The sequence below is a fragment of the Roseomonas sp. USHLN139 genome (genome assembly GCF_037145735.1).
Lineage (GTDB): Bacteria > Pseudomonadota > Alphaproteobacteria > Acetobacterales > Acetobacteraceae > Pseudoroseomonas.
Genome location: NZ_JBBCWY010000007.1, coordinates 188,978 through 211,459 on the forward strand (window position 1 = coordinate 188,978; position 22,482 = coordinate 211,459).

Genomic DNA, 22,482 nt, shown 5'->3' on the forward strand with positions numbered 1-22,482 from the left:
AGCGTGGAGGACGAGGGAGAGTGGCCAGCCGCGGCGAGGGTCGCGCCGCGACCGCTCTCACCCGCCCGTTAGCGCTTCCAGCCAGCGCCGCTTGCCGCCTTCCGAGACATGCGCCTCGCCCAGCTGGCGGGCGCGGACGGCGTCGCCGGCGGCCACCGCGTCGAGCATGGCGGCATGCTCGGCATTGCTCTCGCGCATCGCGGCCGCCTGTGACAGCGCGCGCTGCCGCGCCAGGTGGCTTTCCTTCAGCAGCGAGCCGTAGAGCGCCGCCGCCCGGCGATGCCCGGCCGCCGCGTGCAGCGCGTCGTGGAAGGCCAGGTTGCGGGCGTAGTAGCCGGCGGCGCGCCCGGCCTCGGCATCCTCCTGCATCTGCGCGACATCGGCCCGCAGCGCGTCCATCGTCGCCGCGTCCAGGCGACCGGCCGCGTGCCGCTCCGCCAGGCGGGCGAGGACGAAGCCCTGCAGCAGGGCGCGCATGTCGTAGAGCTCTGCCATTTCCTCGGGCTCGAGGCGGCGCACGCTCATCCCCTGGCCGGCCGGGCCGGCGGCGACCAGCCCGTCGCGTTCCAGCCCGCGCAGCGCCTCGCGCAGCGGCCCGCGCGACAGGCCGAGGCGGGCGGCCAGCGCCACCTCGTTCAGCCGGCTGCCGGGCGCCAGCTCGCCCGCCAGGATCAGCGCCTCCAGCCCGGCACGGGCACGCTCGGCCAGGGGAAGACCGTCCGGAAGGCTGTCGGGCAGGCTGGCGGGCAAGCCCTGGGGGAGGAGGGCAGGGGGAATGTCCATGGCGGCAAGGCATCATGCCGGCCGCCGCCCTGTCAACAGGCTGTTGACAGCCCCGGCGGCAGCCCGCAGCCTGCGGATCGGATCGCGAAAGAGACGCCCGCCATGCCCGACATGCTCCCGCCCGCCCATCCGGCGCCCGGCACCGACAAGATGCTCTCCCGCAAGGCGGGCGGCGTGGGCTGGATGATCTTCAACAACCCGGAGCGCCACAACGCGGTCTCCATGGAGATGTGGCTGGCGGCCGAGCAGATTCTTGCCGATTTCGCGGCCGACCCGGAGGTGCGCGTGCTGGTCGTCACCGGCGCGGGCGGCAAGGCCTTCGTCTCTGGCGCCGATATCTCGAAATTCGAGAGCGAACGCGGCTCGGCCGAGGCGGTCGCCGCCTACCAGGCGCAGACCGCCAAGGTCTATGAGGCGCTGGCCGATTTCCCCAAGCCGACCATCGCCGCCATCCGTGGCCACTGCATCGGCGGCGGCTCGGCGCTGGCGGTCTGCTGCGACATGCGCATGGCGACCGAGAAGAGCTCCTTCGGCATCCCGGCGGCGAAGCTGGGCCTGGGCTATCCGTTGCAGGGCATCCGCCGCCTCGTGCACCTCGTCGGCCCCTCCTTCGCCAAGGAGCTTTTCTTCAGTGCGAAGAAGTTCTCGGCGGAAGACGCGCGCGTCATGGGTCTGGTCAACCGCGTGGTGCCCGATGACGCGCTGGACGCGCTGGTCGAGGATTACGCCGCCACCATCGCCGGCAACGCGCCGCTGACCGTCGCCTCGGTCAAGGCCATCGTCGCCGAGGCGCTGAAGCCCGACCCGGACGAGGCGCTCTGCGACCGCCTGGTGCGCGGCTGCTTCGCCAGCCAGGATTATATCGAAGGGCGCCGCGCCTTCATGGAGAAGCGCGCCCCGCAATTCACCGGGAGCTGACCTCTCGGAACAAGGGACCCGGCCCGGCCAGAGGACCCGCGACAGACGGGCCCGGCCGCGGCCGCCGGAGGAGGAAGTCCGATGATCGACCGCCGCACCCTGCTGGGCGCCGGGCTGGGGGGGCTTGGCCTCACCCTGGCCAGGCCCGGGCTGCTCCGCGCGCAGGAAGCCTGGCCCAGCAAGCCGATCCGCATCGTCGTCGGCTTCGCCGCCGGCGGCGCCACCGACATCAGCACGCGGGTGATGCAGCCGCGGCTGACCGCGCTGCTCGGCCAGCCGGTGCTGATCGAGAACCGCCCCGGCGCCGGCGGCAATCTCGCCACCGAGATCGTGGTGCGCTCGCCCGCCGATGGCGCCACCTTCCTGATGGGCACCATCGGCGCGCTGGCGATCAATCCCAGCCTCTATGCCAGCATGCCCTTCGACCCGCAGGCCGACCTGACGCCGGTCGCCATGTCGGGCAATGTGCTGAACGTGCTGGTGGTGCCGGTCGACCGGCCGTGGAAGAGCGTCGCCGATCTGATCGCCGCGGCCAAGGCGGCGCCGGAGACCATCACCTATGGCTCCTCCGGCATCGGCGGCGCCGGGCACCTGGCCGGCGCGCTGCTCGACCAGATGGCCGGGGTGAAGACGGTCCATGTCCCCTATCGCGGCGGCGGGCCGATGATGACCGACCTGATGAGCGGCAAGGTGGATTATGCCTTCTCCACCGCGCCCACCGCCCTGCCGCAGGTGCAGGCCGGGCGGCTGCGGCTGCTGGCGGTGCCGACGGCGCAGCGCATCAAGGCGCGCCCCGAGGTGCCGACGGTGGCCGAGACCCTGCCGGGCTACGAGGTGCAGAACTGGTACGCCCTGGTCGGGCCGAAGGGCCTGCCGCCCGCCATCGTCACCCGGATGAACGCGGCGATGCGCGAGGCCCTGGCCGACCCGGACGTCTCCGCCGCGCTGGAGGGCCAGGGGGTCGAGCCGGTGCCGAGCTCGCCCGAGGAGCTGGCCCGTTTCATCCGGCTCGAGACCGAGAAATGGGCGCCGATCGTGCGGGCCACCGGCGCCAAGGTGGAGTGATCGAATGGATCTGGGGATGCAGGGGCGTCTCGCCCTGGTGATCGGCGGCTCCTCCGGCATCGGCCTGGCGACCGCCGGGCAGTTGCTGCGGGAGGGGGCGAGGGTCGCCATCGCCGGGCGCGACGCCGCGCGCCTGGCCAGCGCCGCCGCCACGCTGATGCAGGAGGCCGGCACGGCGCCGGAGACCATCGTCTGCGACCAGTCCGACCCGGCCTCGCTGGCGGCGCTGGTCGAGCGCCTGGGCGGCATGCCGCTGCACGCGCTGGTCTGCGCGGCGGGCGGCAGCCGGCGCAGCGCCTTCGGCGATCTCTCCGACGAGGCCTGGCTGGAGAACTACGAGTTCAACATCCTCGGCACGGTGCGGGCGGTGCGCGCGCTGCTGCCGATGCTGCGCGCCGCTGGCGACGCGCGGGTGGTGCTGCTCGGCGCCGTCTCGGCGCGCCAGCCGACGGCGCATCAGGTGGTCTCCAACGTGCACAAGGCCGGCGTGCTGGCACTCGCCAAAACGCTGTCGCTGGAGCTGGCGGCGGAAGGCATCGCGGTGAACAGCGTCTCGCCCGGCCGCGCGCTGACGCCGCTCTGGCAGTCGCGGGCGAAGCAGATGGCCGCCGATGAGGGGATCACCGAGGCCGAGGTGCTGGCCCGCGTCGCTTCCGACATCCCGATGGGCCGGCTCGGCACCCCGGCCGAGGTCGCCGCCATGGTGTCCTTCCTGGCCAGCCCGGTCGCGGCCTATGTCACCGGCCAGGCGATCGCGGTGGATGGCGGCCTCAGCCGGGGGGTGTGACGCGCGCGGCTTCTGCGTCTAGCCTCGCCGCCGACACGGAGGAAACCATGGACAAGATCGTCGACGAGGCCGCCGAAGCCACCACCCATGCCCGCCTGGAAGACGGCGTGCTGGAGCTGACCCTGTCTTATCCGCGCCGCCGCAACGCCCTCGCCCCGGCGCTGCGCGAGGCGTTGATGGCGCATCTGGAAGCGGCGCTGTCCAATCCCGAGTGCCGCGCCATCGTGCTGGCCGGCGAGGGTGGGCATTTCTGCGCCGGCGGCGACATCTCCGGCATGCAGGGCATCACCGGCATGGGTGGGCGGGCGCGGCTGCATTGGGGCCACCGCATGATCCGCCTGCTGGCCGAAGGCGAGAAGCCGGTGATCGCCGCGGTCGAAGGCCATGCCGCCGGCGCCGGCATCTCGGTCGCCGCCGCCTGCGACATCGTCGTCGCCTCGCGCGCGGCGGTCTTCACCTGCTCCTTCAACCGCGTCGGGCTGGTGCCCGACCTGGGCCTGGCCTGGACGCTGCAGCGGCGGATGGGGCTGGGACGGGCCAAGCGCGTCATGCTGGTCGGCGCGCCGATGGGGGCGGAGGAGGCGGCGACCCTCGGCCTGGTCGACCAGCTGGCCGAGCCCGGCCAGGCGCTGGCGGCGGCGCGGGCGATGGCCCGGCAGATCGCCACCAGGGCGCCGCTGTCCAACGCGCTCGCCAAGACGCTGCTGAACCGCTCGACCGGCACGCTGGCGGAATCGCTGGCGGCCGAGGCGGATTTCCAGGGCCTGCTCTATACCACGGAGGACTTCCAGGAAGGCCGCGACGCCTTCCTGGGGAAACGCGAGCCCAGCTTCAAAGGCCGTTAGAGCGTGATGGCTTCAGGTGGAATCACCGAAAAGCCTGAACCACGCGATCAAACAAAGTCCTGAACCAACCTGCCTTCGTCTCTTGAAGGCAGGTTGGTTCAGGCGGCCTTCCTGGCGGCCATCGCGGCCTCGCGGGCGGCGAGCTTCTCCTCCTCGGTCCAGACCTTCCGCTCGCGCTTCTCCTGCGGCTTGATCTCCTTGACCGGGCCGCCGCCCAGCACTGGCGGGCGCAGGGTCGAGAGCCGCGCCGCCTCGGAATGCCAGGCGTGGTCGGCCTGGACGTCCAGGGCGCGGCCGATCTCGCGCTCGACATCGCGCAGCCAGGCGCGCTGCTCGGCGTCGCAGAGGGTGACGGCGACGCCGCTGCGCCCGGCGCGGCCGGTGCGGCCGATGCGGTGGACATAGCTCTCCGCCACGGCCGGCAGGTCGTGGTTGAAGACATGGGTCACCGTGTCGACGTCGATGCCGCGGGCGGCGATGTCGGTCGCCACCAGCACCTGCACCGTGCCGGCGCGGAAGGCCTCCAGCGCCCGCTCGCGCTGGCCCTGCGACTTGTTGCCGTGCAGCGCCTCGGCGGTGAAGCCGGCCTCGGTGACGAAGCCGCAGACCTCGTTGGCGATGTTTTTTGTCAGCGTGAAGACGACGGCCTGGCCGATGCCCGGCGTCGCCAGCAGGGAGAGCAGCGCGGCCTGCTTGTCGCCGGCGTCGACGAACATCACCGACTGCGCGATGCGGTCGACGGTGGTCGAGGGCGGCGCGATCTCCACCTTGGCCGGGTCGCGCAGCAGGCTCTCCGCCAGGGTCGCGATCGACTTGGGCATGGTCGCCGAGAACAGCAGGGTGTGGCGGTCCTTCGGCAGCGTCGCGACGATGCGCTCGATCGGCCGGGCGAAGCCCATGTCGAGCATCTGGTCGGCTTCGTCCAGCACCAGCGCCTCGAGCTGCGACAGGTCGCAGAGCCCCTGGCCGATCAGGTCGAGCAGCCGGCCCGGCGCGGCGACGAGGATGTCGACGCCGTCGCGCAGCGCATTGACCTGGTGGAACTGGCTGACGCCGCCGAAGACGGTGGCGACGCTCGGCGCCTGGTGCCGGCCGAACTGGGCAAAGCCGTCGGCGATCTGCGAGACCAGCTCGCGCGTCGGCGCCAGCACCAGCACGCGGGCGCCGCCCTTCGGCGCGGGCTTGGGATCGGCGGCCAGGCGGTGCAGCAGCGGCAGGGCGAAGGCGGCGGTCTTGCCGGTGCCGGTCTGCGCCAGGCCCAGCAGGTCGCGGCCTGCCAGCAGCAGCGGGATCGACTGCGCCTGGATCGGGGTGGGGCGGGCATAGCCGGCCTCGTCCAGCGCGCGCAGCAGCGGGGCCGCGAGACCGAGCTCTTGGAAGGTCGGGGACATGGTCGTGCGGCGCCTCCGGCGCGGATCAGGGCTGCGCCGGTTCAGGCTGGCAGGCGTGGGGGAGGCGCGCTTCTACCGGGCCATGCTGCGCTGCGTCAAACGCAAAGCGGCCTCAGCCGAACTGCCCGCGCAGAAAGCCCAGGGCGGGCAGGGGACGCCAGCCGCGCGGCAGGTCGGCACGGCGGATTGGCGTCACGCTGTAGCTCGGCATCGGCATGCTGGCACTGCGCAGGAAGCCGGCATAGGCGCGGATCTGCTGCTCGCGCCAGCTGCGGTCGGCATCCGCCGCGGCGCGGCTCGGATAGATCTCGGCGATGCGGGTGCGGCGGCCGATGGCGGCGACGACCGCCCACATCCGGTCCTCGCGCGCCCGGCTGAGGCTGGAGACGCTGTGTCCCGGTGCCGGTGGCGCCTCGGCGCTCATCCGGCGGGGACCCTGGTGCTGCTGCTGACGCTCACGCTGATGTCCTTCCGGCACGCTGTCCGTCGAAGCCCTGGGGCGATGCTAGAGCGTGATGGCCGCAGGGGGAATCACCGAAAAGCCTGAATCACGCGGTCAAACAAACAACTAGGCGACCGGCCTCGCTTCTTCCGAAGGCAGGGCGCCCCGGCGCAGAGCGGGCAGCCGCCGCCGGGCTTCAAGGAGGCCGGCCCCGCGGCGCCGTCCAACGCTTCAGTAAGCGTTAAACAATCCGTCTTAGACAATCAGAAGATCGGTCAAAAATGAGACGAGATGCCCGTCCAGGCCCACCCTTTGCCCGGATCGTCTGCCGGGCCTGCGCGGCGCCTGCGGCGGCGGGCCTTCCGCAAGGCGCTGCGTCCCAGCCGGGCGCGCCGCGACCTGATGCTGATCCTGGCCGTCTGCCTGGCCGCCTATGGGCTGGCCAGCAGCCTCGACGCCTATGAGGCGATCCAGCATTTCGTCGAGGCCCATGAGGACTGGCAGCTCGACGAGCTGCTGACCCTGGCCTTCATCCTGCCCTTCGGCCTGGCGGCCTATGCGCTGCGGCGCAACCGGGAACAGCGGCGGGAACGCGCCAGCCGCCACCGTGCCGAGGCGGCGCTGCGGCGTGCCGCGGCCGAGGACCCGCTGACCGGCCTGCCCAACCGCCGCCAGCTGTCCGAGGCGCTGGTGGCGCGGCTGGCCAGCGGCGTGCCGCTGGCGCTCTACCGCCTCGACCTGGACCGCTTCCGGCTGGTCAACGACCTGCACGGCCCGGCGCTCGGCGACCGGCTGCTGCGCCAGGTCGCCCTCCGGCTGCGCGCGGCCCTGCCCGATTCGGGCCTGGTCGCCCGGGTCGGGGGCGACGAATTCCTGCTGCTGATGCCCTGCGACAGCGCGGCCGCCGCCGAGACCATGGCGCGGCGGCTGGCGGCCCTGCTGCGCCGGCCGTTCCGACTGCAGGGGCAGCGGCTGCGGCTGAGCGCCAGCATCGGCATCGCCCTGGCCCCGGCCGACGGGCAGCAGGCCGGGCTGCTGCAGCACCGCGCCGAGCTGGCGCTGCAGCGCGCCAAGGCCGAGGCGCGCGGCAGCCTGCGCCGCTTCACGCCGGGCATGGAGGCCGCCGCCCAGGCCGCCGCCGAACTGCTGGCCGAGCTGCCGGAGGCGATCGAGCAGGGCGCCATCGAGCCCTATTTCCAGCCGCTGGTGGCCTTGCCGGCGCGCCGGCTGATCGGCTTCGAGGTGCTGGCGCGCTGGCCGCATGCGCAGCGCGGCATGATCTCGCCGGCCTGCTTCATCCCGCTGGCCGAGGAGGCCGGGCTGATCGGCCCGCTGACCGAGGCGCTGTTGCGCCGCGCCTGCCTGGCGGCGCGCGACTGGCCGCTGCCGCTGAGCATCGCGGTCAATCTCTCGGCGCTGCAGCTGTCGGATGAAGGGCTGACGCCGCGCCTGGAGGACATCCTGGTCGAAACCGGGCTGGACCCGGCCCGGCTGGAGCTGGAGCTGACCGAGAGCGTGCTGATCGGCGATCTGGACCGCGCCCGCGCCGTGCTGCTGCGGCTGAAGCAGCGCGGCCTGCGGCTGGCGCTGGACGATTTCGGCACCGGCCATTCCAGCCTGAGCCATCTGCGCGCGCTGCCCTTCGACAAGATCAAGATCGATGCCAGCTTCGTCGGCCGGATGAGCGAGCAGCCGGAATGCCGCAGCATCGTCGCCGCCGTCATCGCCATGGCTGCCAGCCTGGGCATGGCGACGGTGGCCGAGGGTGTCGAGCGCGAGGCCGAGGCGGCGCTGCTGGACGATCTCGGCTGCGCCATCGGCCAGGGCTGGCTGTTCGGCCGGCCGATGCCGGTCGCGGCGGTGCTCGCCCTGCTCTCGGCCCCCGCCGCCCGCAGCGCCGCCCAGCCGGCGGCGCTGGGGCGGTGAGCGGCCCGCCTATTGCGCGGCGGCCAGGGCTGCCGCCGGCGGCGCGGCCAGGGCGGCCGGCGCCGCCTTCCGGCGCTGCATCGCCTGCCAGGCCGGGACGCGGGCGATGGTGGACAGCACCTGCTCGGCCGTGATCAGGCGCGAGCATTCGAACTGCCGCGGCGTTCCGGCATGGCGCGGGCACCACAGGAAGTCGCGGTGGTCGAAGCGGTGCTTGGGGTCGTTCCAGCAGCTGTTGCAGGCGTGCCAGTTGATCACCCGGTAGGGGGTGGTGAATTCATTGGTGGGATGGGTGAAGCCGCTGATCATCACCACCGGCGTGCCCGTCGCCCAGGCGAGCCAGGCCAGGCCCGAGCTGGTGCCGATGAAGAAGGCGGCATGGCGCAGCCAGCGGGCCCGCTCGGTCAGCGGGCGGTTGCCGGTCTCGTCCTCGACGCCATGCGGCATGTGGTTCCAGACGATGCCCTGGCCATGCACCGGCTTCTGGTCGATGCAGACGACGCGGAAGCCGGCCTGCTTCAGCGCGGTGACAACCTGGCGCCAGCCCTCGGGATTGTTCCAGTACTTGCACTGGGTCGAGGACTGCACGGCGATGCAGACATAGGGCTCGTCGATCGGCGGGCCGGGATCGTCGAAGCTGATCGCCGGCGCCATCTCGGACGGATCGACGCCCAGGATATAGCCGGCGGTGCGGTGCAGCCCGACCAGGCGGAAATCGGTCGGCTGCAGCGCGTTCTTCGCATCGTCGAAGAACAGGCCCAGGCAATAGGTGGCGTAGAAGCTGTCGCGCAGCTTGCCCTCGGCCAGCTGCTCCGGCGTGATGAAGGTGATGTGCGGATAGGCGTCGCGCAGCAGCGGGATGATCAGCCCGGACAGGCTGCAGGTCAGGCGGCAGCCATGCTGTTCGGCGAAGCGCGCGGCATAGGGGAACCAGGCCAGGCTGTCGCCCAGCGTGCCGACCGGGAACTGGATCAGCACCTCGCGGTCGCGCGCATCGTAGTCATGGGTGAAGGAGGGCGGCCCCGAGGCATCCGCCCCGTCCCAGATCTCCAGGCGGAAGCGCACGAAGAAGCGCTTCGAGGAATGCACGACCACGCCCTCGGTGGTGCTGCGGAACAGAACGCTGCCGGTATCGGCATCCCACAGCCGCACGGCGCGCGGCGTGCCGGGCGGCAGCATGATCCGCGCCCCCTGGTTGAAGTCGAAGCGCACCCCGGCCGGGCCGGCCTGCGTCAGCCGGGTGGAGGGCGGCTGGTAGGGCGGGCGGGGGGCCGCCGCTGACGAGGCCGCCGACGATGCCACCGCGGGCAAGGCGGCGGCCGCCGGCTTCGCCGCCGAGGCTGCCGCCACGCCCGAGGTCGCCGCCTCGGGCTTCGCTTGATCCTGGTTCATCCGGCCATCCTGTCCCGCACACTTTATCGTGCCTTTTGCCGAAAACCGGCGGCAGCGGCAATGCGATTGCGCCGGAGGAAGCGGGCGTTCAGGCCAGCGCGCCCTGCTGCAGCCTCTCCAGCACCGCCTGCGCCACCTCGGCCGTGCCGGCCCGGCCGCCGATATCCGGGGTGCGCAGCCCGGCGGCGAAGACCGCGTCGACCGCCGCCTCCAGCTCGGCCGCCGCCTCGGCCCAGGCCGGCCCGGCGCCGCGGCTGGCCAGCCAGTCCAGCATCATCGCCGCCGAGAGCAGCATGGCGGTCGGGTTGGCGACCCCCTTCCCGGCGATGTCCGGTGCGGTGCCATGGCTCGGCTGGAACACGGCATGGCCCTCGCCGATATCGGCCGAGGGCGCGAAGCCCATCCCCCCGATCAGCCCGGCGCCGAGGTCGGAGAGGATGTCGCCGAACATGTTCTCGGTCGGCAGCACGTCGAACTCCCAGGGGCGGCGCAGCAGGTCCAGCGCCATGGCGTCGATATAATGGTCGCCGGCCGCGACATCGGCGTGCCTGGCCGCGACCTCGTAGAAGACCTTCCGCATGAAGGCGAAGCCGGTGAAGACATTGGCCTTGTCGACCAGCGTCACCTTGCCCGGCCGCCCGCGCTTCTCCGCGCGCCGGCGGGCGAGGTCGAAGGCGAAATGCGACAGGCGCTCGGTCGTGGCGCGGGTGATCACCATGGTGTCGCGCGCCTCGCGATCCTCGATGATCTCGCCGCGGCCGCGCGCGGCGAACAGGCCCTCGGTGCTCTCGCGCAGGATGACGAGATCGATGCCGGCGGCGCGAGGATCGGCCAGCACCGTCGGCAGGCCGGGCAGGGCGCGGATCGGCCGGACGCCGGCGAAGAGGCCCAGCCGGAAGCGAAGGTCGAGCTGCGGCGCGATCTCGGTGCCGTCCGGATAGCGGATGCCCGGCCAGCCCATGGCGCCGAGCAGGATGGCATCCGCGCCCTTTGCCCGCTCGAAACTCGCCTCGTCCATCGCCGTGCCGGTGTCGCGATAGGCCATGGCGCCGGCGCGCAATTCGTCGAAATCCAGCCCCAGCCCGTGGCGGCGGGCCAGCGGGCGCAGCACCGCGACGCAGGCCTCGGTCACCTCCACGCCGATGCCGTCGCCCGGCATCAGCGCGATCCGCAGCGCGTTGCTCAAAGCCATGCCAGACCACTCCTCTCGATCAGGGAAACCAGCTCGGCGCCGCTGCGGGCGCGGTGCCGGTGGTACAGACTGCGCGCGCGATCGGCCTCGCCGGCGGCGATGGCCTCCAGCACGCGGCGATGCTCGGCGGTGCTGCGCGCCGGCAGCGGCCGCTGCTGCAGGGTGAAGAGCCGCGCCCGGTGCGACTGCTCCCAGACCTGCATCACCATCCCCGCCAGCCGGCGGTTGCCGCAGAGCTCGGCCAGGCCCAGGTGGAAGGCCTCGTCGGCCGCGGCCCAGCCGGGACGGTCCTCGGCGGCCAGCGCCGCCTCCATCGCGTCGCAGGCGGCCGAGAGCCGCTCCAGCCCGGCGGCCGGATCGGCGCGGCGGGCCAGCAGCTCGGCGGCCATCGGCTCCAGCGCGGTCAGCACGGCATAGATCTCGCGCATGTCGCCCGCGGCGATCGGCAGCACCCGCATGCCGTGGCGAGGGGTGATGGCGACCAGCCCTTCCTGCTGCAGCCGCACCATCGCCTCCCGCACCGGGGTGCGCGACAGGCCGAGCTGCAGCGCCAGCTCGCTCTCCAGAAGCTGGCTGCCGGGCGGCAGGGCATTGTCCAGGATCAGCGCCTTCAGCGCCGCATGCGCGGTCTCGGCGGCGCTGCGCGCGCGGGGTTCCTCCGCGGCGCGATCGGCCGGCATCGCCATTCCTGGACCTCGCTGGTGAATTCGTTTGCGTATGCATTGTTGGCAAAGGCAGGATGCCGCCGTCAAGCAGGAACGGCCCCGCCACCCCCGGCAGAAGGGCCCCAGGGAGGCTTCTTTCACTATGCCCAAGATCGCTCGACGGCCTTTGCTGGCCATGGCGCCCGCCATCCTCGCCACCCCCGTCCTGGCCCAGCCCGCCATCGCCCAGCCGGCCACCCTCCACCCCGCCTGGCCGTCCCGCCCGGTGCGGCTGATCGTGCCCTTCCCGCCGGGCCAGGCCGCCGACCTCTTCGGCCGCCTGGTGGCGGACGAGCTGTCGAAGCGCTGGCCGCAGCGGGTGGTGGTGGAGAACCGCTCGGGCGGCGCCGGCGCGCTGGGCATGGAGGCCGGCGCGCGCTCGGCGCCGGATGGCTACACGCTGGTGGTCGGCACCTCGGGCACGCTCGGGGTGAACCCCTCGGTGATGGCGCAGCTGCCCTATGACGCCGAGCGCGATTTCGTCGCCATCACCAATATCTTCACCCTGCCGCTGGTGCTGGTGGCGCATCCTGCCACCGGACCCGCCGATTTCGCCGCCTTCGTCGCTCGTGCGAAGGAAAACCCGGGCGCGCAGAACTACGCCTCGGCCGGGCCGGGCACGGCGCAGCACATGGCGATGGAGATGCTGGCGCATCGCGCCGGGCTGAAGCTGACCCATGTGCCCTATCGCGGCAGCGGCCCGGCCATGGCCGACCTGATCGCCGGCAATGTGCCGCTGATGATGGACAGCCTGGCCAGCGCCCTGCCGCAGGTGCAGTCCGGCCGCGCCCGGGCGCTGGCGGTGACCAGCAAGGCGCGCCCGCCGCAGCTGGCCGCGACGCCCACCATCGCCGAGAGCGGGCTGCCCGGCTACGAGGCGCTGGGCTGGTCCGGCCTGGTGGCCCCCGCCGGCACGCCGCCGGAGATCGTCGCGAAGATCAACGCCGATGCCGTCGCCATCCTGCGCGACCCGGCGGTCGCCGCGCGGATGCTGGAGCTCGGCGGCTTCCCCGACCCCGGCACCCCGGCGGAATTCGGCGCCTTCATCCGTGCCGAGATCGCCAAGTGGCGGCAGGTCGCGCGCGAGGCCGGGATCCGCCTCGACAGCTGAGGCGGCGGGTCACGCCTGCCTTCCTGACCGGGCCGTCATGCCGCACCGGCGCCACGCGCGGGGCCGGCGGCATGACGCCGCCGGGGCGCGTGGCACGGCTGCGCCCCGTCGCGATTCGCGGCGGATGCTGATCCCGACAGCGACGAGGATGATTGGCGCGATCGGGGTATTCCCGCCGGATCCCCGCTGACGCGGCCAGTCTGGATCGCCTGCGGCGGCGCTGCCCCGCTGCCGCGGCCGCGAAATTCGACAAAGTGTTACCCCAGCCCTTGCCGGAATTTCATGAGGCGGATATGCGATCGCTTCGCATTTGCGACTCATTCTCGATTGGCTGGTAAGGACTGCAGGACCATGGCTCGGCAAGCACCCAGGAACATCCGGCGCGGCCAGCGCACCCTTCTCGCTCCCCTGGTCGCCGGCGCCATGGTGCTGCCGCTGGAGGCTGGCCTGGCCCAGGACGGCACCGCCATCGCCCTGCCGGAAGTCAGCGTGCAGGGTGGCGTCGAGCGCGGCCACAGCCCGGTGCCGGGCTTCGTCGCCGGGGTCAGCGCCACCGCCAGCAAGACCGACACGCCGATCATCGAGACGCCGCAATCGATCTCCGTCGTCACCGCCGACGAGATCCAGGCGCGCAATGCCCGCAGCCTGACCCAGGTGCTGCGCTACACCCCCGGCCTCACGGTCGAGCCGCGCGGCAATACCGCGGTGCGCCTCGACCAGATGTCGATCCGTGGCTATTCGCCGGCGACCTTCCTCGACGGCATGCGCATCGCCGGCGGGCGCGACGCCAATCCGAGCATCGATCCCTATCGCATGGAGCGGGTCGAGGTGCTGCGCGGCCCGGCCTCGGTCCTCTACGGCACGACGCCGCCCGGCGGCATGGTCAATGTCGTCACCAAGCGCCCGACCGAGGAGCGGCTGCGCGAGATCCTGGTCGAGGGCGGCAACCGCGACAGCCGCCGCCTCGCCGGCGACCTCAGCGGCAAGCTGGACAGCGAAGGCCAGTTCCTCGGCCGCATCATCGGCTCCTATGCGGAGGCCGATGGCGAGCTCGATGAGACGCGCACCCGCCGCTACTTCTTCTCCGGCGCGCTGACCTGGCGGCCGGATGCGGAGACCAGCGTCACCCTCTTCGGCCACTACCAGCGCGACCCGGAATCCGCCTCCTATGGCAGCGTGCCGTCCTGGGGTTCGGTGCTGCCCAATCCGAATGGCCGCATCGGCATGCGCTTCTACGACGGCGATCCCAATCTGGAGCGTTCCAACCGCACCCACTACATGATGGGCTGGCTGGCCGAGCACCGCGTCAACAGCGCGCTGACCTTCCGCCAGAACTTCCGCTACCTGCACACCCAGGGCGAATACCGCAGCGTCTATCACTCGCTGACCTCGGCCGATCTGCGCCGCACCCAGCGCTCGATCTACGGCACCGACGCCAATCTCGACGCCTTCACCGTCGACAACCAGGCGCAGCTGACCCTGCACACCGGCCCGGCGCAGCACACCCTGCTGGCCGGCCTCGACTATTATCGCGTGCTGAACGACGTCTATACCGGCTCGGCCGCCTACAACACCGCCGCCGGCCGCCGCACGCTGCAGCAGGACCTGTTCACCCCGCGCTATGCCAACCAGGGCAGCGTCTGGCCGGGCTTCGCCTCCTACAGCAGCCAGCGTCAGAACCAGCTCGGCCTCTACCTGCAGGACCAGATCAAGATCGGCCAACTGGTGCTGCTGGCCGGCGGCCGGCTCGACTGGTCGGACAGCACGACGGAGAACAGCGCCGTCGCGACGCAGCGCCGCACCACGACCGCGCGGCAGAAAGACCATGCCGCGACCGTGCGGCTCGGCGCCGTCTATCTTTTCGACAACGGCGTCGCGCCCTATGTCAGCTACAGCGAGAGCTTCGAGCCGCAGTCGGGCACCGACCGCTTCCTGAACCCCTTCGAGCCGACCACCGGCCGGCAGTACGAGGTCGGCCTGCGCTACCAGCCGCCGGGCACCAGCCTGTCCTTCAGCATCGCCGCCTATGACCTGCTGCGGCAGAACGTGCTGTCGACCGATGCGGTGAACCCGCAATTCAACACGCAGCAGGGCGAGACCACGACGCGCGGCCTCGAGCTCGAGGCCAAGGCCAGCCTGGCCGAGGGGCTGCGCCTGACCACGGCCTTCACCCTGCAGGATGTCGAATACAGCCGCAGCAACAACGTAACCAATATCGACTATGCCATCGAGGGCCGCGCCTCGGGCGGCAGCGTGCCGCTGCAGGGCAAGACGCCGGCCGGCCAGCCGCGCACCAGCGCCTCGGCCTGGCTCGACTATACCGCGCCGGAAGGCCGGCTGCAGGGCCTGGGCGTCGCCGGCGGCGTGCGCTATCTCGGCTCCAGCTACGGCGACGACGCCAACACCTTCAAGGTGCGCGCGGCCACGCTGTTCGACATGGCGCTGCGCTACGACCTGGGCCAGCTCGGCCGCAACCTCGAAGGCATGCTGGCGTCGGTCAATGTCACCAATCTTGCCGATACCCGCTACATCAACAGCTGCGCGGGCTATGCCTGGTGCTGGTACGGCTATGGCCGCACCGTCACCGGCAGCCTCCGCTACCGGTTCTGAGCGCGGCATGAGCGCGGCGGCCACCCGGGGGAAGCCAGCGCGCGGCGCCGAGGCGCGCCGTGTCGCCGGCATCGTGACCCGGACGCTGGCGGGTGCGGGCGGCGGCTATGCGCTCGCCGGATTGTCCAGCGCCTGGCTGGCCACCAGCCTGCCGATGCCGCGCGTGGAGGCCGTCCTGCTGGGCGGTCTCCTGTCCTTTGTCGTGCTGGTCTGCTGCCTGGTCTGGGCCTTCGCCGCGCGCCGTGCCTGGCGCGCCGTGCTGGGCATCGCGCTGCCGGCGGCCTTTCTGGCGCTGCTGCTCTGGCTGCAGGGAGCGCCCGCATGAAGGACGGTTTCCGCCAGAGCATGGCCTGGCTGCACACCTGGAGCGGGCTGCTGGTCGGCTGGATCCTCTTCGCCGTCTTCCTGACGGGGACAGCGGCCTATCTGCGCCCGGAGATCTCGCACTGGATGCGCCCCGAGCTCGCCGCCGCGACGCCCGGGCCGCACAATGCCGAGGTGGCGATCGCGGCGATGCAGCGCCTGGCGCCGCGCGCCCCCAGCTGGTTCATCACCCTGCCCGAGGCGCGGGAGAATTCCATCCGCGTCTTCTGGCGCGACCCCGCCGCCGGCGGCCGCGGCTTCCGCAGCGCGACCCTGCATCCCGACAGCGGCGAGCCGGTCGCCGCGCGCGACACCCAGGGCGGCGAGTTCTTCTTCCGGTTTCATTTTGAACTTCACTACCTCAGCGTCTTCTGGGGACGCTGGATCATCATCGTCTGCACGGCCTTCATGCTGACAGCGATCATCAGCGGCATCATCACGCATCGGCGCATCTTCGCCGACTTCTTCACCTTCCGCAGCGGCAAGGGCCAGCGTTCCTGGCTGGACGGCCATGCCGTCACGGCGGTGCTGGCGCTGCCCTACCACCTGATGATCACCTATAGCGGGCTGGTGATCTTCATGGCGATGGCCATGCCCTGGGGCATCGAGCGCGCCTATCCGAACCAGCGCCAGGGCTTCAACGCCGAGCTCTCCGGCAGCCCGCCCCCGCGCCCGCGCGCCAATGTGCCGGCGCCGCTGGCCCCCGTCGCGCCGATGCTGGAAGAGGCCGCGCGGCGCTGGCAGGGCGGCACGCCGGGCCGCATCACCGTCAGCAACCCGGGCGACGCCCAGGCCACGGTGCAGCTGCTGCGCAGCGGCAGCCAGCGCATCTCGACCAGCGCGCAGAGCCTGACCTTCGACGGCGTCAGCGGCGCCGTCATCGCGCAGTCCGGCGAGGCGGGTCCGGTCGCGCAGCTGCATGGCGTGCTCTACGGCTTGCATCTGGCGCGCTTCGCCGGACCCGCACTGCGCGCGCTGTTCCTGCTGGCCGGGATCGCGGGCACGGTGATGGTGGCGACCGGCTGCATCCACTGGGCGGTGAAGCAGCGGCAGCAGGCGGCGAAGGCGGGCCGCGTCGGCTTCGGCACGCATCTGGTCGAGCATCTGAACATCGCCGCCATCGCCGGCATGCCGCTGGCCATGGCGGGGTTCTTCTGGGCCAACCGCCTGCTGCCGCCCGACCTGCCGCAACGCGCCGCCTGGGAGATCCATTTTTTCTTTGGTGTCTGGGGGCTGTGCCTGCTGCATCCGCTCCTACGCCGCGGACGTCGCGCCTGGGTCGACCAGCTGGCGGCCGGGGCAGCCGCTTTCGCACTGCTGCCGGTGCTGAACTTCATCGTCACCGACGCGCATCTGGTCGCCTCGGCCAACGCCGGCGACGGGGTGCGGGTCGGCTTCGACCTCGGCCTGCTGCTCTGCGGCGCGGCGCTGGCGGCCATCGCGGTGAAGGTCGCGCGGCATGTGCCGCTGGCGGCGCGTCGCCCGGCCCGCGCCGCCCGCGCGGCGGAGGCCACGCCATGATTCTGCTCGGCCTGGCACTGGCCTATGCCGGCTTCCTGTCGCTGGCGCTCGCCATGGAACGCCACCATGAGCAGGTTTTTGCCAGCCGCCGCATCCCCGTGCTGCGCGCACGGCTCTGCTTCTGGGGCGGCTGGCTGCTGCTGGCGCTGTCGCTCTGGCCACTGGTCGCCGACTTCGGCTGGGGCCTCGGCCTGGTCGCCTGGACCGGACTGCTGACCGCCGCGGCCATGCCGCTGGCGCTGCTGCTGTGCTATGCCCCGCGGCTGGCGCTGTGCCTCGGCGCCGCGCCGCTGCCGGCGGGGTTGTTCGCCTTGCTGTGAGCCATTGAGGGCCACGGAATGAACGAAAGGATCGCGCCATGCCGCATGTTCCCGCCCTGGGTCGCCGGCCGCTGCTGGGCCTCGCCGCGCTCGGCCTGCTCCCGCTGCCGGCCCGCGCCGCCGAGCCGGCCATGACCCGCCGCGAGATCGGCGTCGGCCTCTACGAGCTCGCCCATAGCGCGCGGCAGAAGGCGGTCTTCGTCGCCGCCTCCGGCGGCTTCGGCGAGAATGCGGTGGACAGCCGCGTGCTGCGCCTCGATCCGGCGACGCTGGCGGTGCAGGCCGAGATCCCGCTGACGCTGAAGGGCTTCGGCGTCGCGCTCGATGACGAAGCCGGCCGCCTCTATATCGGCCACAGCACCGAGGCCGCGGTCAGCGTCGTCGACATCGCCGGCAACAGGCTGCTCGGCACGCTGCGCCTGGCGGAGAAGCTGCGCGGCGCCGACGGCAAGGAGAGCGCACCCTATAGCCTGCGCGAGCTGCGCCTCGATGCGACGGGCGCGACCCTCTACATCCCCGGCTTCAGCACCGAGAACAGTGTGCTGTACGTTGTCGACGCCAAGGCGATGACCTTGAAGGGCACGGTGACCGGCATGGGGCCGGGCGCCATCGGCATCGCCATCGATTCCGTCCATCAGCGCGTCTTCCTGTCGTCACTGCTCGGCCGGCTCTACACCGTGGACGCGAAGGCGATGACGCTGGCCCGCGACGTTGCCGCCGGCGGGCTGGAGCAGCCGATGAACCTGGAATTCGATGCCGCCAACGGCCAGCTGCTGGCGGTCGACCAGGGGCTGGAGGGCATGCCCGGCTATCAGGCGAAGATGCAGCCGGGCTTCACCTCGAAGCATCCGGGCAACCGGGTGGCGCGGCTCGATCCCGCCGATGGCCGCCTGGTCGCCGAGGCGCCGGCACCGAAGGGCCCGATCTCGCTGCTGCTGGACGCGCCCGGCGGCCGGCTCTTCGTCGCCTCGCGCGAGGCGGGCGCCATCGCCGTGCTGGATGCCGCGACGTTCGCCAGCCGCGCGACAATCGCCCTGCCAACGCATCCGAACAGCCTGGCCTTCGACGCGGCGGGCCAGCTGCTCTATGTCTCGGTGAAGAACGGGCGGGATATGCCGCGCAACTCGGCCGAGAGCGTGGCACGCATCGCCTTCTGAGCAGCGGGAGCAGTGCCATGCGGGCCAGCGGCATCGAGGGACGGATCGCCTTCCTGACGGGGGCGGGGGGCGGCATCGGCGCGGCGCTGGTCCGCGCGCTGCACGAGGAAGGCGCGCGCATCGTCGCGACCGATCTGCGCATCGACGGCATTCCGGCGCTCGACGGCGTCTGGCGCGCGCCGCTCGACGTCACCGATGCCGCGGCCGTCGAGGCGCTGGTGGCGCGGGTCGAGGCGGAATGGGGCGCGATCGACTACGGCGTCAGCGTCGCCGGCGTGCTGGCCACCGGCCTGGTGGCGGAGACCAGTGATGCCGACTGGGACCGCGTCTTCGCCATCAATGCCCAGGGCGTGTTCCATCTGGGCCGCGCCCTGGCACAGCGCATGACGCCGCGGCAGCGCGGCGCCTTTGTCACCGTCAGCTCCAACGCCGCCAGCGTGCCGCGGCACGGCATGGCGGCCTATGCGGCGTCGAAGGCGGCGGCTAGCATGTTCACCCGCTGCCTCGGGCTGGAGCTGGCGCCGCATGGCATCCGCTGCAACATCGTCGCCCCCGGCTCGACCCTGACGCCGATGCAGACGGGGATGTGGGCCGACGAGCACGGCGCCGCCCGCGTCATCGCTGGCCTGCCCGAGGCCTACAAACCCGGCATTCCGCTCGGCAAGCTGGCGACGCCCGAGGATGTCGCCGATGCCGTCCTCTTCCTGCTCTCCGACCGCGCCGCGCATGTCACCATGACCGATATCCTGGTCGATGGCGGCGCGACGCTGCGGGGCTGAGACGGTGCCGCCGGTTTCCCTGCCGGGCACGCAGGTTCTCGAGATTCCGGGCGGCTGGCAGCTCTGGCTGGCGGTGCCCGATGCGCCCGCACCGCCGGCCGGATTTCCCGTGGTCTGGCTGCTGGACGCCAATGCCTGCTTCGGCACGGCGCTGGAGACCCTGCGCATCTCGGCCGCGCGGCAGAAGGTGACGCGCATGGCACCCGCCATCCTGGCCGGCATCGCCTATCCGACCGAGGGGGGCTTCGACCGCGCGCGCCGCGGCTTCGACTACACCGCCGGGCCACCCTCGGAGGAGCCGCATCGCGGCGCCTCCGGCGGGCGCGACGGCTTCCGCGACATGCTGCGCGACCTGGCGCGGCCGCTGGTGGCGCGGCAGGCGCCGATCGACCCGGCGCGGCAGATCATCATCGGCCATTCCCTGGCGGGCAATCTGGTGCTGGACCTGCTGGCGCATGACCGCGCCCTGTTCAGCGGCTATGGCGCGCTCAGCCCCTCGATCTGGTGGGACCGGCCGCGGTTGCTGCGCGGGCTCGCCAAGACCGCCGATGCCCGGCCGGATGTCTTCCTGGCCGTCGGCGAATGGGAGGAAGGCCTCGCCCCCTGGGAAGCCGGGCTGCCGGGCGCGGAAGAGATCGCCGCGCGGCGCGGGCGGCGTGGCATGGTCAGCAATCTGCGCGAGATGGCGACGGTGCTGGGCTCCTGCCTGCCGCAGGCGCGGATCCAGGCGGAAGTCTGCGCCGGCGAGACGCATGCCTCGATGCTGCCGCTCGGGCTGCTGCGGTCACTGCGCTTTCTGCTGGCCTCAGACGCCCAGGTGTTCCTGGAGGAGCGCGCGGTCGGCGAGCAGCGCCTCTGACGGCCCGTCGAAGACCAGCCGCCGCCCGGACAGCACCAGGGCGCGCGGGCAGAGGCGCAAGGCGAGTGCCGCATTCTGCTCGGCCAGCAGCACGGTCAGCCCGGCCTCGGCCAGGCGGCCCACATGCTGGACGATGATTTCTTCCGCCATCATCGGCGCCAGGCCTTCGCTGGGCTCGTCCAGCACCAGCAGCGGCGCCTGGGTCAGCAGGGCGCGGCCGATCGCCAGCAATTGCCGCTCGCCGCCGCTGAGCGCGCTGCTGGAGGCCTGCCGCCGCTCCGCCAGCCGCGGGAAGGTCTCGAAGATTTTCTCCAGTGTCCATTCGCCGCGCGGCTGGCGCAGCGTGGCGAGGCGCAGATTCTCCGTCACCGACAGCGTCGGGAACAGGCCGCGCCCCTGCGGCACCAGCGCCATGCCGCGCCGCGCGATGCGGTGCGTCGGCCAGTCCTGCACCGCCTCGCCCCGCAGGCGGATGGTGCCGGACAGGCGCGGGCCGAGGTTGAACAGCGCCTGCACCAGCGTCGTCTTGCCGGCACCGTTGCGGCCGAGCAGCGCCACCTTCTCGCCGGCGGCGATGCGCAGCGAAACATTGGAGAAAACCTCGACGCTGCCGTAATGGGCGGAGAGGCTGTCGAGCTCCAGCATCATGCCGCCAGCGCCCCGAGATAGGCTTCGCGCACCGCCGGATGCGCCCGCACGGCCTCCGGCCGGTCGAGGCAGAGCAGCCGTCCCAGATCGAGCACGGCGATGCGGTCGCAGCTGGCGAAGGCGATCTCCACCTCATGGGTGATCAGCATCACCGCGCTGCCCTGGTCATGCCGGCGGATGAGGGCCAGCAGGCGGCGCGCTTCCTCGGGTGCGAGGCCGGCGGTGGGCTCGTCCAGCAGCAGCAGGCGCGGCCGCAGGGCCAGGGCGATCAGCAGGTCGGCCATGCGCTGCTCGCCATAGGCCAGGTCCGCGACGCGGGCCTCGGCACGCTGCCGCAGCCCGGCCTCGGCCAGCAGGCGGTCGGCCTGGTCATTCGCGGCGCGGCTGGCGCGGGCGCCGCCCCACCAGGACAGGCCGCGCCCGGCCTGCTGGCGCGCCGCCATGGCGATGTTCTCGCGCAAGCTGAGCGCCGGGAACAGCATCGGCTTCTGGAAGCTGCGCACCAGACCGCGCGCCACGCGCTGCGCCGGCGAAAGGCCGTCGATGGCGGCGCCGTCGAAGCGCACGCTCCCCCTGTCGGGCCTGAGGAAGCCGGTGATCATGTTGAACAGCGTGGTCTTGCCGGCGCCATTCGGACCGATCAACCCGAGCGTCTCGCCAGCCCGCAGGTCGAGCGAGACATCGCTGACGGCGGCAAACTGTCCGAAATTCTTGGCGACGCCGTCGACCTGCAGCAGCGCGGTCATGGCCGGGGCTCCCTGCGGGCCAGCCGCCGAACGCCGCTCGCCAGCCCCTGCGGCATCACCAGCACGGTCAGCACGAACAGCAGCCCGACGCAGAGCTGCCAGCGATCGGTCCAGGCGCCGACATAGGTCTGCAGCGCCAGATAGACCGCCGTGCCCAGGAAGGCGCCCCAGAGCGAGCCGACGCCGCCGATCACCAGCATGATGATCATCGTCGCCGACAGCGTCCAATGCACGCTCTGCGGCCCGATATAGAGGTTGACGAAGGGGTAGAGCGACCCCGCCGCACCGGCCATGGCGCCGGCGACGAGCAGCGCGCGGAAGCGCACGGAGAAGAGATTGTAGCCCAGGGCCTGCAGGCGGATCGGCTGTTCCCGCGTGCCGATCAGCGCGCGGCCGAGCGGGGAGGCGACGAAGCTGCGCGCGACACTCAGGCTGCCCAGCGCCAGCAGCCCGGCGAGGACAAAGAGCGCGCGCGCATCGCCCAGCGCCCAGGGCCCGAGCGACAGCGGCGGCAGCCCGCGCAGCCCGTCGGCACCGCCGGTGACCGCGCGCCAGTGAAAAGCGATCTCCCAGACGATCTGGCCGAAGAGCAGCGCGAGAATGAGCAGGAAGAGGCTGCCGGCGCGCAGGATGACCAGGCCCATCAGCGCCGCGACCGCGGTGCCCATGGCGATGCCGATGCCGAGCATCAGCGGCAGCGAGGCGCCGAGCTGCTGGGCGGCGATGGCCGCGGCATAGGCGGCGGAGCCGAACAGCGCGGCATGGCCGAGCGAGATCAGGCCCCCGAAGCCGATCAGCAGGTCGAGGCTGAGCACCGCGGTGCCGATGATCAGGATCTCCGCCAGGAAGCGCAGGTGGAAATCGCCGGCCAGGGCCGCGACAATGGCAATGACCGCCAGCCCGACCATCGGGAGGGCAGACCG

General features: G+C 72.1%; 22 protein-coding genes. 13 read left to right on the forward strand and 9 right to left on the reverse strand.

Annotation, left to right across the window (positions count from 1 at the left end; all coding sequences use genetic code 11):
- Positions 1-57: 57 nt before the first annotated feature.
- Entirely contained in the window at positions 58-783 is a 726-nt protein-coding gene (locus tag WFI16_RS19235; protein ID WP_419899472.1) for a GntR family transcriptional regulator, read from the reverse strand.
- A 102-nt stretch (positions 784-885) separates the two neighbouring features.
- Here WFI16_RS19235 and WFI16_RS19240 point away from each other — a divergent pair, with 102 nt between their 5' ends.
- The 4 genes from WFI16_RS19240 to WFI16_RS19255 all read left to right on the forward strand — a co-directional run bounded on the left by WFI16_RS19240 (position 886) and on the right by WFI16_RS19255 (position 4,398).
- Entirely contained in the window at positions 886-1,701 is an 816-nt protein-coding gene (locus tag WFI16_RS19240) for an enoyl-CoA hydratase (protein WP_419899473.1), read from the forward strand.
- An 81-nt stretch (positions 1,702-1,782) separates the two neighbouring features.
- A complete protein-coding gene (locus WFI16_RS19245; protein WP_419899474.1) occupies positions 1,783-2,766 on the forward strand; it encodes a Bug family tripartite tricarboxylate transporter substrate binding protein in 984 nt (327 codons plus the stop codon).
- A 4-nt stretch (positions 2,767-2,770) separates the two neighbouring features.
- Positions 2,771-3,553, forward strand: coding sequence for an SDR family oxidoreductase (locus tag WFI16_RS19250; RefSeq protein ID WP_419899475.1), 783 nt, complete (start codon positions 2,771-2,773; stop codon positions 3,551-3,553).
- Positions 3,554-3,600: 47 nt separating this feature from the next.
- Complete coding sequence (locus tag WFI16_RS19255) at positions 3,601-4,398, forward strand: enoyl-CoA hydratase/isomerase family protein (RefSeq protein ID WP_419899476.1); 798 nt, start codon at positions 3,601-3,603, stop codon at positions 4,396-4,398.
- Between the two features lie 98 nt (positions 4,399-4,496).
- On the opposite strand, the gene WFI16_RS19260 is transcribed toward WFI16_RS19255, so the two are convergent.
- Both WFI16_RS19260 and WFI16_RS19265 read right to left on the reverse strand, forming a co-directional pair.
- Positions 4,497-5,789: a DEAD/DEAH box helicase gene (locus WFI16_RS19260; RefSeq protein ID WP_419899477.1), complete on the reverse strand. Its 1,293-nt coding sequence runs from the start codon at positions 5,787-5,789 to the stop codon at positions 4,497-4,499.
- Positions 5,790-5,901: 112 nt separating this feature from the next.
- A complete protein-coding gene (locus WFI16_RS19265; protein ID WP_419899478.1) occupies positions 5,902-6,213 on the reverse strand; it encodes a hypothetical protein in 312 nt (103 codons plus the stop codon).
- Positions 6,214-6,633: 420 nt separating this feature from the next.
- Here WFI16_RS19265 and WFI16_RS19270 point away from each other — a divergent pair, with 420 nt between their 5' ends.
- Positions 6,634-8,157 (forward strand): putative bifunctional diguanylate cyclase/phosphodiesterase, encoded by a 1,524-nt coding sequence (locus WFI16_RS19270; protein WP_419899479.1) that lies wholly within the window; start codon positions 6,634-6,636, stop codon positions 8,155-8,157.
- 9 nt (positions 8,158-8,166) lie between these two features.
- On the opposite strand, the gene WFI16_RS19275 is transcribed toward WFI16_RS19270, so the two are convergent.
- From WFI16_RS19275 to WFI16_RS19285, 3 genes are all read right to left on the reverse strand, one after another.
- On the reverse strand, positions 8,167-9,549 hold the full coding sequence (locus WFI16_RS19275) for an autotransporter strand-loop-strand O-heptosyltransferase (RefSeq protein ID WP_419899480.1): 1,383 nt from the start codon (positions 9,547-9,549) through the stop codon (positions 8,167-8,169).
- A gap of 88 nt (positions 9,550-9,637) precedes the next feature.
- Entirely contained in the window at positions 9,638-10,741 is a 1,104-nt protein-coding gene (locus WFI16_RS19280) for an isocitrate/isopropylmalate dehydrogenase family protein (protein ID WP_419899481.1), read from the reverse strand.
- Complete coding sequence (locus WFI16_RS19285) at positions 10,732-11,421, reverse strand: GntR family transcriptional regulator (protein WP_419899482.1); 690 nt, start codon at positions 11,419-11,421, stop codon at positions 10,732-10,734. The genes WFI16_RS19280 and WFI16_RS19285 overlap by 10 nt, the downstream gene beginning before the upstream one ends.
- 127 nt (positions 11,422-11,548) lie before the next feature.
- Here WFI16_RS19285 and WFI16_RS19290 point away from each other — a divergent pair, with 127 nt between their 5' ends.
- The 8 genes from WFI16_RS19290 (at position 11,549) to WFI16_RS19325 (ending at position 20,165) form a co-directional block, all read left to right on the forward strand.
- The gene (locus WFI16_RS19290) at positions 11,549-12,556 is read left to right on the forward strand and encodes a Bug family tripartite tricarboxylate transporter substrate binding protein (RefSeq protein ID WP_419899483.1); all 1,008 of its coding nucleotides are present in this window, start codon (positions 11,549-11,551) and stop codon (positions 12,554-12,556) included.
- 351 nt (positions 12,557-12,907) lie between these two features.
- Complete coding sequence (locus WFI16_RS19295; RefSeq protein ID WP_419899484.1) at positions 12,908-15,166, forward strand: TonB-dependent siderophore receptor; 2,259 nt, start codon at positions 12,908-12,910, stop codon at positions 15,164-15,166.
- A gap of 7 nt (positions 15,167-15,173) precedes the next feature.
- Positions 15,174-15,491 carry a DUF3649 domain-containing protein gene (locus tag WFI16_RS19300; protein WP_419899485.1) on the forward strand — a complete coding sequence of 106 codons (318 nt, stop codon included), beginning with the start codon at positions 15,174-15,176 and terminating at the stop codon, positions 15,489-15,491.
- Positions 15,488-17,050, forward strand: a complete 1,563-nt coding sequence (locus WFI16_RS19305) for a PepSY-associated TM helix domain-containing protein (protein ID WP_419899486.1) — start codon at positions 15,488-15,490, stop codon at positions 17,048-17,050. The genes WFI16_RS19300 and WFI16_RS19305 overlap by 4 nt, the downstream gene beginning before the upstream one ends.
- Positions 17,047-17,370, forward strand: a complete 324-nt coding sequence (locus WFI16_RS19310; RefSeq protein WP_419899487.1) for a DUF3325 domain-containing protein — start codon at positions 17,047-17,049, stop codon at positions 17,368-17,370. The genes WFI16_RS19305 and WFI16_RS19310 overlap by 4 nt, the downstream gene beginning before the upstream one ends.
- A gap of 38 nt (positions 17,371-17,408) precedes the next feature.
- Positions 17,409-18,527 carry a YncE family protein gene (locus WFI16_RS19315; RefSeq protein WP_419899488.1) on the forward strand — a complete coding sequence of 373 codons (1,119 nt, stop codon included), beginning with the start codon at positions 17,409-17,411 and terminating at the stop codon, positions 18,525-18,527.
- Between the two features lie 17 nt (positions 18,528-18,544).
- Positions 18,545-19,306, forward strand: a complete 762-nt coding sequence (locus WFI16_RS19320; protein WP_419899489.1) for a 2,3-dihydro-2,3-dihydroxybenzoate dehydrogenase — start codon at positions 18,545-18,547, stop codon at positions 19,304-19,306.
- Positions 19,307-19,310: 4 nt separating this feature from the next.
- Positions 19,311-20,165, forward strand: a complete 855-nt coding sequence (locus tag WFI16_RS19325; protein ID WP_419899490.1) for an alpha/beta hydrolase — start codon at positions 19,311-19,313, stop codon at positions 20,163-20,165.
- Here WFI16_RS19325 and WFI16_RS19330 read toward each other — a convergent pair.
- Genes WFI16_RS19330 through WFI16_RS19340 form a run of 3 tightly spaced genes read right to left on the reverse strand, consistent with a single transcriptional unit; the run spans position 20,112 to position 22,467 of the window.
- Complete coding sequence (locus tag WFI16_RS19330) at positions 20,112-20,813, reverse strand: ABC transporter ATP-binding protein (RefSeq protein WP_419899491.1); 702 nt, start codon at positions 20,811-20,813, stop codon at positions 20,112-20,114. The genes WFI16_RS19325 and WFI16_RS19330 overlap by 54 nt on opposite strands.
- On the reverse strand, positions 20,810-21,559 hold the full coding sequence (locus WFI16_RS19335; RefSeq protein ID WP_419899492.1) for an ABC transporter ATP-binding protein: 750 nt from the start codon (positions 21,557-21,559) through the stop codon (positions 20,810-20,812). Before WFI16_RS19335 ends, WFI16_RS19330 begins: the two co-directional genes overlap by 4 nt.
- Positions 21,556-22,467 (reverse strand): branched-chain amino acid ABC transporter permease, encoded by a 912-nt coding sequence (locus WFI16_RS19340; protein WP_419899493.1) that lies wholly within the window; start codon positions 22,465-22,467, stop codon positions 21,556-21,558. The genes WFI16_RS19335 and WFI16_RS19340 overlap by 4 nt, the downstream gene beginning before the upstream one ends.
- Positions 22,468-22,482 lie beyond the last annotated feature (15 nt).

Coding starts and splice junctions, on each gene's coding strand:
- WFI16_RS19340 (WP_419899493.1), bottom strand. CDS start 22,467: ATGGTCGGGCTGGCGGTCATTGCCATTGTCGCGGCCCTGGCCGGCGAT.
- WFI16_RS19290 (WP_419899483.1), top strand. CDS start 11,549: ATGCCCAAGATCGCTCGACGGCCTTTGCTGGCCATGGCGCCCGCCATC.
- WFI16_RS19310 (WP_419899487.1), top strand. CDS start 17,047: ATGATTCTGCTCGGCCTGGCACTGGCCTATGCCGGCTTCCTGTCGCTG.
- WFI16_RS19270 (WP_419899479.1), top strand. CDS start 6,634: ATGCTGATCCTGGCCGTCTGCCTGGCCGCCTATGGGCTGGCCAGCAGC.
- WFI16_RS19305 (WP_419899486.1), top strand. CDS start 15,488: ATGAAGGACGGTTTCCGCCAGAGCATGGCCTGGCTGCACACCTGGAGC.
- WFI16_RS19250 (WP_419899475.1), top strand. CDS start 2,771: ATGGATCTGGGGATGCAGGGGCGTCTCGCCCTGGTGATCGGCGGCTCC.
- WFI16_RS19260 (WP_419899477.1), bottom strand. CDS start 5,789: ATGTCCCCGACCTTCCAAGAGCTCGGTCTCGCGGCCCCGCTGCTGCGC.
- WFI16_RS19265 (WP_419899478.1), bottom strand. CDS start 6,213: ATGAGCGCCGAGGCGCCACCGGCACCGGGACACAGCGTCTCCAGCCTC.
- WFI16_RS19300 (WP_419899485.1), top strand. CDS start 15,174: ATGAGCGCGGCGGCCACCCGGGGGAAGCCAGCGCGCGGCGCCGAGGCG.
- WFI16_RS19235 (WP_419899472.1), bottom strand. CDS start 783: ATGGACATTCCCCCTGCCCTCCTCCCCCAGGGCTTGCCCGCCAGCCTG.
- WFI16_RS19335 (WP_419899492.1), bottom strand. CDS start 21,559: ATGACCGCGCTGCTGCAGGTCGACGGCGTCGCCAAGAATTTCGGACAG.
- WFI16_RS19255 (WP_419899476.1), top strand. CDS start 3,601: ATGGACAAGATCGTCGACGAGGCCGCCGAAGCCACCACCCATGCCCGC.
- WFI16_RS19275 (WP_419899480.1), bottom strand. CDS start 9,549: ATGAACCAGGATCAAGCGAAGCCCGAGGCGGCGACCTCGGGCGTGGCG.
- WFI16_RS19240 (WP_419899473.1), top strand. CDS start 886: ATGCCCGACATGCTCCCGCCCGCCCATCCGGCGCCCGGCACCGACAAG.
- WFI16_RS19330 (WP_419899491.1), bottom strand. CDS start 20,813: ATGATGCTGGAGCTCGACAGCCTCTCCGCCCATTACGGCAGCGTCGAG.
- WFI16_RS19320 (WP_419899489.1), top strand. CDS start 18,545: ATGCGGGCCAGCGGCATCGAGGGACGGATCGCCTTCCTGACGGGGGCG.
- WFI16_RS19315 (WP_419899488.1), top strand. CDS start 17,409: ATGCCGCATGTTCCCGCCCTGGGTCGCCGGCCGCTGCTGGGCCTCGCC.
- WFI16_RS19285 (WP_419899482.1), bottom strand. CDS start 11,421: ATGCCGGCCGATCGCGCCGCGGAGGAACCCCGCGCGCGCAGCGCCGCC.
- WFI16_RS19295 (WP_419899484.1), top strand. CDS start 12,908: ATGGCTCGGCAAGCACCCAGGAACATCCGGCGCGGCCAGCGCACCCTT.
- WFI16_RS19280 (WP_419899481.1), bottom strand. CDS start 10,741: ATGGCTTTGAGCAACGCGCTGCGGATCGCGCTGATGCCGGGCGACGGC.
- WFI16_RS19245 (WP_419899474.1), top strand. CDS start 1,783: ATGATCGACCGCCGCACCCTGCTGGGCGCCGGGCTGGGGGGGCTTGGC.